The organism is Streptomyces violaceus, assembly GCF_036014075.1.
Classification (GTDB): Bacteria; Actinomycetota; Actinomycetes; order Streptomycetales; family Streptomycetaceae; genus Streptomyces; species Streptomyces violaceus.
This window is the reverse complement of the sequence record NZ_CP107911.1, coordinates 7,993,984-8,009,273: the sequence shown is the minus strand read 5'-3', so window position 1 is coordinate 8,009,273 and position 15,290 is coordinate 7,993,984. Positions and strand designations below refer to the sequence as shown.

Below are 15,290 nucleotides of genomic sequence, written 5' to 3'. Positions count from 1 at the left end.
CATGAGTTCCCCCACTGGACCCGAGTCCGGCCTGCCAGTACGAATGCCGCGACCCCGCCAGCCGGGACGGCACCGCCGTCCCGAGCCGCTGGTGGCTCCCGAGGGCGCGCCCGCGCTCGTCCTCGCCGTGCCGGGCACGCCCAGTAGCGCCACACGCAGCCTCGCCGAGGAGGTCGTGAGCATCGCCCGCTCCGAGCTGCCCGGCCTCGACGCCCGCATCGGGTACCTCGACGGGGACAACGCGGAGTTCTTCACGCTCCAGGCCGTGCTCGCGCACGCCGCCGAGGAGCGCACCGCCCGCTTCGAGCAGGCGCGCGCCGCCGGCATGGACGTCAGGGAGCCCGACGGGCCCGTCGCCGTCGTCGTGCCACTGCTCGCCGGCCCGGACAGCGCGCTGCTGCGCCGGGTCCGTCAGGCCGTCATGGAGAGCCACATCGCGGCGGAGCTGACCGATGTCCTCGGCCCGCATCCGCTGCTCGCCGAGGCGCTGCACGTGCGACTCTCCGAGGCCGGTCTGGCCCGCGCGGACCGTGCCCGCCTGTTCACCGTGGCGACCGCCGCCGACGGCATCATCCTGGCCTCCGTGGGCGGTGACGAGGCCGTGCAGGCGGCCGGGATCACCGGCATGCTGCTGGCCGCGCGCCTGGCGGTGCCGGTGATGGCGGCGGCCCTGGACCAGGAGGGCTCCATCGCGTCCGTCGCCGAGCAGCTCCGCTCCTCGGGCTCCCAGCAGCTGGCCCTCGCGCCGTATCTGATCGGCCCCGAGATCGAGCCGGGGCTGGTCGAGGAGGCGGCCAAGGAGGCGGGGTGCTCCGCAGCGGAGTCGCTCGGCCCGTACCCGGCGATCGGGAAGCTGGCGCTGGCGAAGTACACGACGGCGTTGGGCATTACGCCGCAGCAGGTTCAGCAGACGCCGGTTCGCTGACGCGACCTGTGCATGGCCGAGAAGGCCCGCTCCGGTTCGGGGCGGGTCTTCGCCGTTGGGGTGCGGGATGTCCGTCCGGCTGCGGGTGCGTTGTGGCTTGTCGCGCGCACGCGGCAGAGCCGCATATCAGCACAGCCCCGCGCCCCACGGCTCAGCCAATGACCACGCATGATGCCGCCGCCACCCTGATAGCTCCCTCTCGCCTCGGGATGCCCGTGCGCGGGTCGGCCGCGAACCAGGTCACGTCGCCGGAGCGTTCGTTGGCCACGTACAGGAAGCCGCCGGACGCGGTCAGGGCACGTGGCCAGTGGCCGCCGCAGGGGACCGTAGTGACCAGGTGCAGGTCCTCCCCCTCGACGGCGAGCACGGAGAGGACGTCCTCGCCGCGGGTGGCGGTCCATACGAAGCGGCCGTCGGGCGAGGTGACGATCCCCGAGGGGTAGGCGTCGCGCACTGGTGCGCCCGGCAGGACCGGGGTCTCCGTGAGCGGTGTCAGTACGCCTTCCACCGCGTCCCAGCGGCAGACGGTGACGGAGGGGCTGAGTTCGTTGACGACGTACGCGTACGATCCGTCGGGATGGAAGGCCAGGTGGCGCGGCCCCGAGCCGGGCCGCAGGGCGGTCTCCCGGTGCAGGGCCGGGGTGCCGTCCGTCAGCGTGCACACCCGCACCGAGTCGGTGCCCAGGTCGACGCTGACGGCCCAGCGCCCGCTCGGGTCGGGCTGCACCTGGTGGGCGTGTGGCCCGTGCTGGCGCGGGGTGTGCGGGCCCCCGCCGGTGTGCTGGAGCACGCCGGAGGCGGACCGCGCGAGGGTGCCGTCGGGGCGGACGGGAACGGCGCTGACGCTGCCCGAGCCGTAGTTGGCGGTCAGCACGTGTCCGGCGAACAGGCTGAGGTGGGTCGGCCCGCTGCCGCCGACCGGCACGGGCGGCCCGAACGGCTCGGGCTTGTCCCCACTCACCCGGTACGCGGCCACCGCCCCCGCGGCCGTCTCACTGACCGCGTACAGCGTCTCCCCGTCGGACGAGAGGGCAAGGTAGGCCGGGTCGGGGACGATGTTCACGCCGCTCAGGAAGGTCAGCGCGCCGCTGTCGGCGTCGACGACCGCCGTCACGACGCCGGGGCCGCCGGCCGCCGTGAACGACCCGATGAACGCCCGCCGCCTGCTGCCGTCCGCCATCGCTGTGCCCTTTCGTCCCTGAGCCGTCCGGAATGACCGCGCGGTCGATCATTCGCGGTCTAGACCAAAGGGTCAAGGGGGGCGGCTCATCGCTCAGCGACGGCGAGCCCGACGGCGTCCGCAGCGGCCGGGCGAGTTCCGCAAGGGCCCGTTCCAGGCCGTGCAGGTGGGCAAGGACCGGTTCCGTCGCGGACGGCCCGTCCGCCTGGACCAGGATGTCACCGCCCTCGGTGAGCGCCTGGACCGCGGCTTCCACGCGCCGGCAGGCGGTGGCCAGGCGGGCGTCGTGGAAGGCCTCCGGGTCGGCGGCGACGGCGACCAGGCCGCGGGCTTCCCGGGCACAGTCGTCGAGAAGGGCGACTCATGCCGGGCCCGCCGCTTGCGGCCGGGCATCGGGTTCAGCGGGTGCACCAGCGGGGCGGCCGAGAGTCGTACCCGGGCGAGCAGCTGCCGCGCAGGACAGCGGCCAGGCATCGCACGCGATCCCCGGTCAGGGACGCGGAGCCGACCCAAGCGGCATCGCCAGGTCCGACAGAGCCTTCTCCAGGCCACGCAGATGCACGAGGGCCGACTCTGTCTCGTCCTGCTGAGGTATCTCGCCGCTGGCGGAGGCCACGCCCCTGCGCCCCAGGTCGCTGGCCGTGAGAGCTTTGACCGCTGCCTCGACGCGCCAGCAGGCAGCTGCCAGACGGGCGTCGTGCGACGCGACAGGATCAGCGGCGACGGAGACCAGGCCCCGCACTTCGCGAGCGCAGTCGTCGAGCAGCTCAATGACCTGGCGGGCACGGGCTTTCCGAGCGCGGAAGGGATTCAGGGGGTGCATCAATGGAGCCAGTGCCATCCGTACCCGGCCGAGCAGCAGTTCCAGCTCGGCGGCGTGCGGGGCAGGGTCGCCCTCAGGGTCTCCAGCGAGGCGAGCGGTCGCTTCGGCGGTGGCCGCGTGGACGCACTGCAGTGCCCGCCGGATCCAGGCGTCGTTGGTGGCGTGCGTGGTGACCGGCAGGACGAAGACCACGGCCAGCGCGGCACACAGCGCGCCCACACCGGTCTCTGCCAGACGGAGCCCGAGCAGGCTCGGGTCCAGCACGCCCAGCAGGCCGTAGAGCAAGCTGACCATGACCGTCACTGCCAGCATCATCCAGGAATACGAGACGGCGGCGGTGTAGAAGATGCCGAAGACACAGAGGGCAACCAGCGCGGCTGTCGGCGCGGGCGCGCCATGCAGCGGGACGGCGACCAGCAGGCCGACGACGATACCGATCACAGTTCCGAAGACCCGGCGGAAACCGCGGACCAGGGTTTCGCCGCGAGAAGCCGTGTTGACGAAGATCCACCAAACAGTACCGACGGCCCAGTACCAGCGCTCTTCGGAGAGCAGCTGCCCGGCCAGAAGCGCGAGAGCCGAGGCAGCAGTGGCCTGGAAGGCTTGCCGGGTGGTGGGCCGCGCCAACCCGCTGCCGGGCAAGGCCGGCGGGGCTGCCGCGGGTGGGGTGTGACGCTCGATGGGCCAGAGCACGAAGCGCGTGGCACCGGCCGTGAAGAGGGCCAGGCCCACAGCGGTGTACAGCTCGGGCAGCTGAGCGGGAACCGCATGCAGGAACTGCGTGATGAAGAAGTTCATGAACGCGAAGATCCCGAGCGCGTGGCCCCGCGGGCCCCAGCGGCGGGCATAGACCCCGCAGAAGACGACGGCCAGGAACGCGGCGTCACGGGCCGGGGTGATGCCGTGCAGTGTGGTGGCAAACGCCAGCACCGGGAATCCCGCGATGGGAAGCAGGGCGGTGGTGATCCGCTGGTCACGGACGGTCGCATCGGTGACCGTGAAGAGGGCGAGCAGTGCCGCGAGCCCTCCGGTGATCGATGCGGTGAGCGATAGCCCGCAGAGTTCGGAGACGGCGACGGCGGCGGCGACACCGATGACAGCGCGGGTCGCATTGCGCAGCCTCAAGCGCCCCGGGTCCGGAGCCACGAACATCCTCTTCACGGCGGTGCGCCGCCCCCCCTTGTGGTGGTACGCGTCCTGCCCACGGTCGTCCCGGGTGGCGGACAACAAGCAGACACGACGAAGGCACCGCGGTCCGGACCCGGCCTCGTCGCCGTCCGGCGCTACACGGCGCCGCAAGTACATGGATAGGACAAAGATAACCACCTCTGGGCCCACTGGCTCAACTGTCGCGCCATTCACTGTGCCAATGGCATAGCCAATCAGTCTCGATGCCGACCGATGGGAGGCCAATGGATCAGACTTCACCCAAGCCCTGGCGAGCATCCGGCCTACTCCACCGGCCTCTGTCAGCCACGCGTCATGCCCCTCTGCGATCTCACGGCGACCTAGCTGATGCGGGACATGGCCCTGCGCAGCGCGGCACTGCGGCAGGAGGTCGAACAGTGCCATCGGTTCCTGTATCGGGCACGAGAGGAGACGCCTGCTTGGCCTGATATTCATCAGGAGGGTCTGATTCTCCCGACCACGCGGGCTTACCCACCCCCCATTGATCTTGCCCATGCCGTCGGCTGACAGCTGCGGGTCGGTCCCGCTGCCTGCGGAGATAGCCATCGCTGTGCGGGGAGAGGGCTTCGCGGACTTCGTTCGTACGGTTTTCGCCTCGCTGTACGGTGAGCTGGACCCTGTGCTCGTGGCCGACATCGAGCGCCGCCGCACCCTCGACCAGGACGGGTTCAGCGGTTTTTGGACCCCGTTGCTTGATTGGGACGCTGACACCCTGGCAGCGTGGTCTCGACGGATGACGAGTCTCCCGCCTGATGTCCCGTACCTGTCGTTGCATGGAACGGACCCCGGTGGTGACTACGCCGACTGGCTCGCCGACCGTATCCCCGCCGCCGTGGCCGAGCAGGCACCGAAGCGCACGCACTATCCACACCTGGCACAACCCGAATGGTTCGTCTCCCGCGTCCATGAGTTCTTCAGCCTCGATCGTTCATGAGACCTCGGCGGTGTGCTGACGGGGGCTCTGTGTTTGTGTGGTGCGGTCTTTCGGGGCTGGGGCAGGGTGAGGGTCCGTGGGGCGAGGGCGAGGGAGGCGATCGGCCTTGGCGAAGGAAAGCATGGGGGGAGAAAAGTCTCCCTGCCACGGGTGTCACTGGTGATGCCAGACTGCCGGCATGACCGGCCGCGGTTGTGATCCGCACGGTCGTCCAGGTCCTGCGGCGACGACGGTCCCGCCTCCTGCCGTGCCGCTGTGCGCGGCGTGATCCGTCCGCGATGCGAAGGCTTACCCATGTCCCCTGAAGTCCCCGAGTCTGCCGTTCCGCCCCCCGCCGGCGCTGGCGAGTCCTCGCCGGCCCCCAGTCGGCGCACCTTCATTGCCACCACTGGCGCGGTCGGCGGTGCCGTCGTCGCCGGCGGTGTGATCGGGGGAACCTACCTTGTCGATCCGGAGGAGGCGGCCGCCGTCGACACGTCGCCCTCCAGCCGTGTGTCCCTCACCGTGAACGGCAGCCGCCGGACGGTGACGGTCGACAACCGCACCTCGCTACTGGATCTGCTGCGCGAGCACTTCGAGCTGACCGGCTCCAAGAAAGGCTGCAACGCCGGTGCCTGCGGGGCGTGCACGGTTCTCGTCGACGGGCAGCGGGTGAACTCATGCCTGACGTTGGCGGTTCGACTGGAGGGTGCCGAGGTCACCACCATCGAGGGCTTGGCCGACGGCGACCAACTCCACCCGTTGCAGCAGGCGTTCATCGACCAGGACGCCTTCCAGTGCGGCTACTGCACGCCGGGCCAGATCATGTCGGGGGCGGGCTGCATCAAGGAGGGGCACACCAGCTCGCCGGAGGAGATCCGGGAGTGGATGAGCGGCAACATCTGCCGCTGCGGTTGCTACGTGAAAATCGTGCGGGCGGTCGAGCAGACCGCCGGCCGGAAGTGAGGCCAGATGTACCCCTTCTCCTTCACGAAGGCCGCGAACACCCGCGAAGCCCTCAACGCGGGCCGCTCCGGCGGGCGTTACATCGCCGGCGGCACCACCCTCGTCGACCTGATGCGGGAGACCGTCGAGCGCCCCGGGACCCTGGTCGACATCGCCGCCCTGCCGCTGCGGGACATCAGGGTCACCGAGCGCGGTGGCTTGCTCGTCGGCGCCCTGGTGCGGATGGCCGAGGCAGCCGCCCACCCCAAGGTGCGCTCGCTGTACCCCGTCATCTCCCAAGCGCTGGAATTGAGCGCTTCCGCCCAGCTGCGGAACATGGCCACCATCGGCGGCAACATCATGCAGCGCACGCGGTGCACGTACTTCCGTGACGTGACCGCCGATTGCAACAAGCGCGAGCCCGGCTCGGGGTGCGCGGCGTTGCACGGCCACAATCGCACGCACGCCATCCTCGGCGCCTCCGACGCCTGCGTGGCCACCCATCCCTCCGATGTCGCTGTGGCCTTCGCGGCGCTGGAGGCGAGCGTGCACCTGCTGGGCCCGGACGGGGAACGCCGTGTCCCCTTCTCGGACTTCCTTCTCAAGCCCGGCGACACCCCGAACCGCGAACATGCCCTCAAGCAGGGTGAGTTGATTACCACGGTGGAGATTCCGCCGCTGCCGCGCCCACTCAGGTCCGGCTACCTGAAAGTGCGCGACCGCCAGTCCTACGAGTTCGCCCTGACCTCGGCGGCCGTCGCCCTGCACATGCGCGGCGGGGTGGTTCGCGAGGCGCAAGTCGCCGCCGGAGGGGTGGGCACGGTGCCGTGGAAGCTGCCCGCCGTCGAGCAGGCCCTCATCGGGGAGCGCCCCTCGGACCGCCTGTGGGCCGAGGCCGCCCGGCACGCGGCCGACGAGGCCCGCCCCCTTCAGCACAACCGGTTCAAGGTCGAGCTTCTGCAGCGGACCGTGGAACGCCAGCTGCGCGTCGTAGGAGGTATGAAGTGAGTCCCCAGCCGCAGGCTGCCGTGGGTGCGCCGCTGTCCCGGGTGGATGGGCGACTGAAGGTCACGGGCAAGGCGCGGTACGCCGCCGAGTTCGACGTCGACGGGGTGGTGCACGCGGTCATCGTCGACGCGAGCATCGGCCGCGGCCGCATCACTTCCCTCGACACCGGTGTCGCCGAGAAGCACCCGGGCGTGCTGCGGGTGATCAGCCACCGCAACGCGCCGAAGCTGCCGTACCGCGACAACTCCGGCTCGAACAATCTGCCCGGGCGCAGGCTGCGGGTGTTCCAGGACGACCGGGTGCTCTTCCACGGCCAGCCCGTCGCCGTCGTCGTCGCCACGACCCTGGAGGCCGCCCAGCACGGCGCGAGTCTGGTCAGGGTCGAGTACGACGCCGAGCAGCCCTCGACCGACCTTCACGAGGCCAAGCCGGACAAGCCGACGAACTACGCACGCGGCGACGCGGACGCCGGGCTGGCCTCCTCGGCCGTGCGCCTGGACCTGACGTACCGGTTGGCGCGCAACCACCACAACCCGATGGAGCCGCACGCCACCATCGCCCGCTGGGACGGCAACAAGGTCACCGTGTGGGACAAGACGCAGTGGGTGATGGGCACCCGCGACGAGATCGCCGCCGTGTTCGACCTGCCCGCGGATGCGGTGCGGGTGATCAACCCGTTTGTCGGGGGCGGCTTCGGCAGTGGGCTGCGCTGCTGGCCGCACACGATCGTCGCCGCTGTGGCCGCGCGGGAGACGAAGCGGCCGGTCAAGCTGGTGCTCAGCCGTCGGCAGATGTACTTCGGCACCGGTTTCCGGCCCACCTACGAGTACCGGCTGCGACTGGGGAGCGACCGGCGCGGCCGGCTGACCGCCGCGACCCACGACATCGACGCGGAGACCTCGTCGTACGAGACGTTCACCGAAGGGGTCATGGCGCCCGGGCAGATGCTCTACAGCATGCCCCACGTCAGCCAGAGCTACCGGACGGTGCCGCTGGATGTGAACACGCCGATCTGGATGCGCGGCCCCGGCTTCGCGTCGGCCTCGTTCGTCATCGAGTCGGCGATGGACGAGCTCGCCCACAAGCTCGGCGTCGACCCGATCGAGCTGCGCCGACGCAACGAACCGTCCGAGGACGAGGCGAAGAACCTGCCGTTCTCCACCCGGCGGCTGCGTGAGTGCTACACGGTCGGCGCCCGTGAGTTCGGCTGGGATCGCCGTAATCCCAGGCCCCGTTCGACCCGTGACGGGGACTGGCTGGTCGGCCTGGGGATGGCGGCCGGCGTCTACGACCCCGGGCGTTTCCCCGCGCAGGCCCGGGCCCGCCTCCATGCCGACGGCACCGCTGTGGTCGAGGCGGCCGCCACTGACATGGGGCCGGGCACCTACACCTCCCAGACCCAGGTGGCCGCGGACGCGCTCGGGCTGACCATGCGCACGGTGACCTTCAGGCTCGGTGACTCCCTGTATCCGCAGACCGGCCCGCACGGCGGCTCGTCGACCATGGCCAGCGTCGGCTCCGCCGTCGTCGACGCCTGCGACAAGGTGCGACAGCAGGCAATCAGACTGGCCGTCGGGGACGAGGAGTCGCCTCTGCACGGAGTGCCGGCCGGCGACGTCGTCGTGCGCAACGGGCGGCTGCACGTGCGTGGCACCCCGGCGCGCGGAGAGACGTACCGCAGCCTCTTGGCCCGCCACAACCGCTCCCACATGGAAGCACGCGGCAACTATGCCGGGCCGCCCACTCCCGAACGGAACTCCTACAACGCCTACAACGCCACCTTCGCCGAGGTCGCGGTGGACGCGACGCTGGGGCTGGTGCGAGTCCGGCGCATGCTCGGGGTGTACGACGCGGGCCGCATCATCAGCCCCAAGCTCGCCGAGAGCCAGGCGATCGGCGGCATCGTGGGCGGCATCGGCACGGCCCTGCTGGAACACACGGTCACCGACCACCGCGACGGCCGGATCGTCAACGCCAATCTCGCCGACTACCTCGTCCCCGTCAACGCCGACGTCCCCGAGGTCCGGGCGATCTACCTGGACGGCGAGGACAACGCGGGCAACGCCTTGGGCGTGAAGGGGCTCGGCGAGGTCGTCCAGGTGGGTGTGGCGGCCGCGATCGGCAACGCGGTCTTCAACGCCACGGGCCGACGGGTCCGTGAACTGCCCATCACCGCCGAGGCGTTGCTCTGACCGAGTGCCCGGGCCCTGCGAAGCGGCCCAGCGGCCCGGGCACTCCCTCGTCCGGTAGCCGATCCCCGCGTCCGGCTGCCGGACATTCCAGGGCCGCCGCCGCGTGATGACGCTCCCCCCACAGCGCGGTGGCGGCCCCCTCACTCTTTGCCCGAAGGACCCGTTCATGCTGAACATCGCGGACACACTGCACCGCTGGTGCCGCGAGGCACGCCCCTTCGCCCTGGCCACCGTCGTCGACGTCACCGGCAGCGCGCCGCTGCCGGTGGGTACGTCGGTCGCGGTGAACGAGAGCGGCAACGCGGTCGGCAGCATCTCCGGTGGCTGTGTCGAGGGCGCGGTCTACGACCTGTGCCGACAGGTGCTCAGCGACCGGGGCGCGCCCCAGCGGGCCTGGTTCGGGTACTCCGACGATGACGCCTTCGCCGTAGGACTGACCTGCGGCGGCGAACTCGACGTCCTCGTCCAGCGCATCGATCCCGCCCTCCAGCCCCACCTCGCCGCCGCCCTCACCGACGTCGTCCAGGGCCGGCCCACCGCCGTGGCCCAGATGGTGGCCGGCCCGCGCGACCTCATCGGCTCCACCCTGAGTGTCCTCTCCGACGACAGCGTCACCCACGGCACCCTGGACGGCGGGCCGGCGGACAAGCTGGTGGCCGAGGAGGCGCGGGGCCTGCTACGGACCGGGCGCACCACCGTGGTCACGGTCGGCGGGAACGGGGACGGCTGCCCCGAACCGATGACCGTCCTCGTCCACGTCCACGCGTCCCGCCCCCGCATGCTGATCTTCGGCGCCGTCGACTTCGCCGCCGCTCTCAGCCAGGCCGGCGCCTTCCTGGGCTACCGGGTCACCGTGTGCGATGCCCGCCCCGTCTTCGCCACGAGCGCACGTTTCCCGCACGCGGACGAGGTCGTCGTCGACTGGCCCCACCGTTACCTGAAACGCACAGAGGTGGACACGCGCACCGCGGTCTGCGTCCTCACCCACGACGCCAAGTTCGACATCCCCCTGCTGCGCCTGGCCCTCGACCTGTCCGTCGGCTACGTCGGTGCGATGGGCTCCCGCCGCACCCACCACGAACGCCTGCGCCTCCTGCGCGAAGCCGACGTGACCGAGGACCAGTTGCCCCGCCTGTACTCCCCGATCGGCCTCGACCTCGGGGCCCGTACCCCCGAGGAGACGGCCATCTCCATCACCGCGGAGATCATCGCCAGCACCCACCGGGGGACGGGGCTACCCCTGTCCCAGGCCACCGGACCGATCCACCGACCGCATCCCCCACTGAGGTCCGACCACGGCCGGTCGGGAGAAGAGGCGCCCGCTCCTGCCCGCCAGATCAGAGTGGGCACTTACTGTCCTCACCATTGAGCGAGCAGCGCCCGTCAGGCTAGCCCCGGATGTCAGGGGCGCCCCTCGAACTGCCCCGATGCGGCTGGTAGGGCGGGTTGGGAGCCCAGACGGCGCCGGACCAGTCGGCGCTGCTTCGGCTGATCGTCTTCTGGGACCGGAAGGGCGGCTACCCCAGGAAGAACATCTGGGCAGTCTCTCGCCTCACGGCGCCGACCGGGGGCACCCAGCGGTTCGTTGGCTTGGCGACTGACCTTCGGGCGGCGGACTCCAGCACAGCGAGGGCCCGGTTCTCGCCACCCACGACACACTTTCAGGCTCTCTTCAGGTCTCGCACCGTTGAGTTAACCCTGCAAATGATTTTGCAGGGTTATTGTGTTTCTTGCCTGACCATTGACCAATATTTGGCATGTTCTAGAGACGGCGAACTTCCTGTAGGGAGGGTCATGTTCGAGATCCGACGGTCCGGACCATGGCGTCGATCCTCGCCGCCGTCCTGCTCGGCCTCCAGGTCTTCGCATCCACCGCATCCTTCGCATCAGCGCACGCAGCCCGTCACGCCGTGGCCACAGGCCAGCCCGGAATCAAGCCCAGCGGGAGGGCGCTGCGCGATGAGATCGTCACCTGCCGGGACACGGCGCACCAAGGGGACCCGACCGGTCCCCTGCGCACCCGCGACCGGCGCCGCACCGCCGCCGGCTGTGCACCCGAGGCACCCGACCCTCCACACCTGAGGCAGGGGCCTCGATGGCGCGCGAGCCGGGCACACCCCGTACCGCTCCACCGCATGTCGAGAGCCTCGACGACCCACTCCCCGGCGGCACTTCAGATTCCGCTGCTGAGCAGCAGAGCAGTCCCCCCACCTGTCCTGTCAGTCCGACGCGCCAGTGCGGCGCGCCAGGAGGAGTCCCCACACCATGCAACCCCTCATCGACAACGCCCGCGCGTTTGGACAGCGCCCTGAGGAGTTCGCCGGCCTCGCCGAAGGCCAGTCGCCCGAGGTCCTGTTCATCGCCTGCGCCGACTCCCGGGTCGTACCGGCACTGATCACCGGCGCCCGCCCCGGCGAGCTCTTCGAGCTGCGCACCGCGGGCAACATCGTCCCGCCGTACGCCTCCGAGTACCCCACCAGTGAGGCAGCCACCGTCGAGTACGCCGAGCAGCGCCTGGAGTCGGGCCACATCCGGCTGCACGGCTGGTACTACGAGGTGCACACGGGGGCCGTGCGCGAACACCGCGCGGCAACCGACACGTTCGAGGCGCTGTGAGGGGGCTGACTGTGCTGTCGAAGTTCCCTCACCTCAGGCAGGACTTCGCCGCTTCCATCGTTGTCTTCCTGGTCGCCGTGCCACTGTGCGTCGGCGTGGCGGTCGCCTCCGGTGTCCCCGCGGAGCTGGGCCTGATCACCGGCATCGTCGGCGGCCTGGTCACCGGCTTTCTGCCCGGCAGCAGCCTTCAGGTGTCCGGCCCGGCGGCGGGCCTGACCGTGCTGGTCTTCGAGGCGGTGAGCGAGTTCGGTGTGGCCACGCTCGGCGTGATCGTGCTGATGGCCGGTCTGCTCCAACTCGCCATGGGCTTCTTCGCGATCGGCCGCTGGTTCCGGGCGATATCCGTCGCCGTCGTGGAGGGCATGCTCTGCGGCATCGGTCTGGTGATCATCGCCGGCCAGGTATACGCGGCTGCGGGCTTGAAGGCCCCGGAGACCGGCATCGGCAAGATCGCGGGCCTGCCAGGAGCGTTCGCCGACGCCCTCGGCAGCACCGAGGCACTCGCCTCACTCGCGATCGGCGCGGGCACCATCGCCGTCATCGTGCTGTGGAAGAAGTTGCCGAAGAAGGCGCAGGCCGTGCCCGGAGCCCTCGCGGCGGTGATGCTGGCCACGGTTGTCTCGCTCGCCTTCAGCCTGCCCGTCGCAACGGTCGAGGTGGAGGGGCTGGTCGACGTCATCCAGCCGCCGGGCGCCGACGCCCTCGGGGAGCTCGCCGGCCCGGCCATCTGGGGCACGATCATCGCGTTCGCGCTGATCGCCTCGGCCGAGTCACTGTTCAGCGCGGCGGCGGTGGACCGGCTGCACGACGGTCCGCGCACTCAGTACGACAAGGAGATGATCGCCCAGGGTGCAGGCAACACGGTCTGCGGTCTGCTCGGCGCGCTGCCGATGACAGCAGTGATCGTGCGCAGCTCCGCCAACGTCAACGCCGGCGCGAAGACCAAGGCATCACGGGTGCTGCACGGCGTGTGGCTGCTGCTGTTCGCCGCCGCGTTGCCCTCCGCGCTGGCGCTGATCCCGCTGCCCGCGCTCGCCGGCATCCTCGTGCACGCGGGCTGGAAGCTGATCCCGTTCCGCCAGATCGCGGCGCTGTGGCGGAGCCACAAGGGCGAGGCGCTGATCCTCGTGGTCACAGCCGTCTCGATCGTCGCGGTGAACATGTTCGAAGGGGTGCTCATCGGTCTGGCCCTGGCGGTGATCAAGACCGCCTGGGAAGCATCGCACCTGAAGACAGAGGTCATAGACAAGGGCGCCGGGCCGATCCAGGTGTACCTGTCGGGCAACGCGACGTTCCTGCGGCTGCCGAAGATACTCGACAGCCTGGAGTCCCTTCCGCAAGACCGGCCGATCGAGGTGGACCTGTCCAGGCTGTACCACCTCGACCACGCCTGTCGCACGGCCCTGGAGAACTGGGCCGAACGCCACAGCGCGCCCGACACCGACCCGGTGAAGGTCACTAACGCCGTCCCGGTGAAGGCCACGGAGCCGTAAGGATCTCGCCGCCTCTGCCGCCCGGCCGGAGACTCGACCTCGGGCCTCCGGTCGCGCGGCTCGGTGCACCCCAACGAAACACCAGCGCTCCCGGACAGAGGGCCCTGGCATGGCTGCCGCACATCCGGGAGGTGGAGACCGGCCTGCCGCACGCGCCCGGCAGCCGCTCGGGCCAGACGAAGCGGCCGGAGTAGTACGCCCCCGCGCGCTGGACGCCGTCACAGCGGGACGCGGCCAAAGCCACGATGTGCTGCTATCAAGCAAGCTCCATTGCATCAAGCACCTTTGCACTTGCGACGATCATCCGCAGCCCGCGTCCTACGGATCCACCGACGGCCAGGCATCAGGATCGAGCTCGGCAAGCCCGCCGGAGCAGCAGGCAATGAGAGAAGCAGCAGCTCTCCCCTGCGCCCGGACATCAGCGTGACGTCCGGGGCCCGGGTCCGAGGTGGTACAACGTCTCGAACCCGGGCGCCGGGCCGGTCGACGGCCTGCCTCGTGACGGACGGATGGCGGACCGAGCTCGGCCCGGGACATCCGCCGGCACCCTTCAGTCGGTCCGCTCGCCGCTCTCGGCCAGGATCCTGTTACGGACGCCGGCGAGGGCTCCCGCCATGGCCCCGGCGGGCCTGCCGAAGGTCGAGGCCGAGAACCGGGCGGGGCCGGTCTTGGCGGTGAAGGAGTGCGCGTAGGCGAACTCCCGCAGTCCTTCCTCCCCCTGCTTGCGCCCGTAACCGCTGTCGCCGCGGCCACCGAAGGGCACCGCGGGGTTCATGGAGAACACCAGGGCATGGTTGATGCTGGTCATTCCCACGCGGAGGCGACGGGCGATGGCTTCGCCGCGGTCGCGGCTGAAGACGGCGCTGCCCAGTCCGTACCTGCCGGCGTTGATGTGAGCGACGGCCTCCTCGGTGTCGGCGACCTTGATGACCGCCAGCGTCGGGCCGAACGTCTCCTCCGTCGCCGCGAGGGCGCCGGGGGCCACTCCGACCAGGATTGCCGAACCGGGTCTCCAAGATCGCCAGCGTGGCGCGATCCGCGGCCCCGAAGGGCTCGTCATCTGATCGCGCATACTCGCCGTCAGCGTGGAGCACCCCGGCCTGTACCAGTTCGGCCAGCAGGAAGTCCGGCTGCTGGCCCCATCGCCAGACTTCTTCGCCGATGCCGAAGGAACAGATGTCCATCCCGTCCTTGGCGTATGCGAACTGCTTCGGCGGGTGGTCCGGCTGAGGGTCCAGGTGGGCTGCCTCTACCCCGCCCCGCGAGATCTCAGCCAGCCGTTCCGTCCCGGTGGGGACTCCGTACTCAAGGGCAAAGGACCACCCGTCACTTACCCCGATGCGTATCAGAACCTCGTCGTCCGTCCTGTGATCCATGACCACGGCCCATGCCTCCCTGCCGGTGATCGGTGATGGAACGGATCCGGGCGCGCCCCCAAGCGCAGCGCGAGTTCCTCCGGAGTGACGCCGCGGGCGAAGATGACGCTGTAAGTCCAGTCATCGCGACCTATCAACCACTGGATACCGTCACTCCAGCCGATGCCCCTTCTCAGAGCGCAGGTCATGATCTCCGCGCATGTCAATGGCCACCCTAAGCAGGTGCACTGACAAGCCACCTCGCGTCCGGCGCAGGAAGGAGCAGCGCGGCCGAGGCTGTGCCCGCGCGGGCCCCAGCGGCGCGCGTACACGCCCGCCCGACCACGGCGAGGAAGGTGAGGTCGCGGGCCACCGGGTGGTCGTGCGGTCCGGCCGCGGCGGTGAGCACGGGCAGTCCGACGACGGGCAGCAGCGCGGTGGTGACCGCCTGGCCGCGAACCGTGGCGTCGGTGACGGTGAACAGGGCGAGCAGGGCCGCGAGACCGCCGGCGACGGCCCCCGTGCGGGAGTGCCCCGGCGAGGCCGCACATGGCGACCGCGACCGCGATGCCGAGCACGGCACACGTGGCGAACCGCAACCGCGTCCGCCCCGGATCCGCAGCCATGAAAACCCTCTTCAGCACCGCTTTAT

11 protein-coding genes and 2 pseudogenes are annotated in these 15,290 nt (G+C 70.5%); 8 read left to right on the top strand and 5 right to left on the bottom strand.

Annotated elements, in window-relative coordinates:
* Position 1: 1 nt before the first annotated feature.
* Positions 2-925: a sirohydrochlorin chelatase gene (locus tag OG542_RS36080; RefSeq protein WP_311129924.1), complete on the top strand. Its 924-nt coding sequence runs from the start codon at positions 2-4 to the stop codon at positions 923-925.
* 151 nt (positions 926-1,076) lie between these two features.
* Here the strand turns inward: OG542_RS36080 and OG542_RS36075 are convergent, their stop codons facing one another.
* From OG542_RS36075 to OG542_RS36065, 3 genes and pseudogenes are all read right to left on the bottom strand, one after another.
* Entirely contained in the window at positions 1,077-2,105 is a 1,029-nt protein-coding gene (locus OG542_RS36075; protein ID WP_328416460.1) for a lactonase family protein, read from the bottom strand.
* A gap of 100 nt (positions 2,106-2,205) precedes the next feature.
* Positions 2,206-2,558 (bottom strand): annotated as a pseudogene (locus OG542_RS36070) (FUSC family protein); the annotation flags it as partial.
* Positions 2,559-2,595: 37 nt separating this feature from the next.
* Positions 2,596-4,080 carry an FUSC family protein gene (locus tag OG542_RS36065; RefSeq protein WP_328416458.1) on the bottom strand — a complete coding sequence of 495 codons (1,485 nt, stop codon included), beginning with the start codon at positions 4,078-4,080 and terminating at the stop codon, positions 2,596-2,598.
* A gap of 661 nt (positions 4,081-4,741) precedes the next feature.
* Here OG542_RS36065 and OG542_RS36060 point away from each other — a divergent pair.
* From OG542_RS36060 to OG542_RS36030, 7 genes are all read left to right on the top strand, one after another.
* Positions 4,742-5,050, top strand: coding sequence for an alpha/beta fold hydrolase (locus OG542_RS36060; protein WP_328416456.1), 309 nt, complete (start codon positions 4,742-4,744; stop codon positions 5,048-5,050).
* Between the two features lie 294 nt (positions 5,051-5,344).
* Positions 5,345-5,995 (top strand): (2Fe-2S)-binding protein, encoded by a 651-nt coding sequence (locus OG542_RS36055; RefSeq protein WP_328418243.1) that lies wholly within the window; start codon positions 5,345-5,347, stop codon positions 5,993-5,995.
* Between the two features lie 6 nt (positions 5,996-6,001).
* Entirely contained in the window at positions 6,002-6,982 is a 981-nt protein-coding gene (locus tag OG542_RS36050; RefSeq protein WP_328416454.1) for an FAD binding domain-containing protein, read from the top strand.
* On the top strand, positions 6,979-9,174 hold the full coding sequence (locus OG542_RS36045) for a xanthine dehydrogenase family protein molybdopterin-binding subunit (RefSeq protein WP_328416452.1): 2,196 nt from the start codon (positions 6,979-6,981) through the stop codon (positions 9,172-9,174). The genes OG542_RS36050 and OG542_RS36045 overlap by 4 nt, the downstream gene beginning before the upstream one ends.
* Positions 9,175-9,340: 166 nt before the next feature.
* Positions 9,341-10,543: an XdhC family protein gene (locus tag OG542_RS36040; protein WP_328416450.1), complete on the top strand. Its 1,203-nt coding sequence runs from the start codon at positions 9,341-9,343 to the stop codon at positions 10,541-10,543.
* Positions 10,544-11,439: 896 nt separating this feature from the next.
* Positions 11,440-11,790 carry a carbonic anhydrase gene (locus OG542_RS36035; RefSeq protein WP_328416448.1) on the top strand — a complete coding sequence of 117 codons (351 nt, stop codon included), beginning with the start codon at positions 11,440-11,442 and terminating at the stop codon, positions 11,788-11,790.
* A gap of 11 nt (positions 11,791-11,801) precedes the next feature.
* Positions 11,802-13,283, top strand: coding sequence for a SulP family inorganic anion transporter (locus tag OG542_RS36030; protein WP_311129933.1), 1,482 nt, complete (start codon positions 11,802-11,804; stop codon positions 13,281-13,283).
* Positions 13,284-13,833: 550 nt separating this feature from the next.
* Here OG542_RS36030 and OG542_RS36025 read toward each other — a convergent pair.
* Together OG542_RS36025 and OG542_RS36020 are read right to left on the bottom strand one after the other, a co-directional pair.
* A complete protein-coding gene (locus OG542_RS36025; RefSeq protein WP_328416444.1) occupies positions 13,834-14,343 on the bottom strand; it encodes an aldehyde dehydrogenase family protein in 510 nt (169 codons plus the stop codon).
* A 585-nt stretch (positions 14,344-14,928) separates the two neighbouring features.
* Positions 14,929-15,282 (bottom strand): annotated as a pseudogene (locus OG542_RS36020) (FUSC family protein); the annotation flags it as partial.
* Positions 15,283-15,290: the final 8 nt, after the last annotated feature.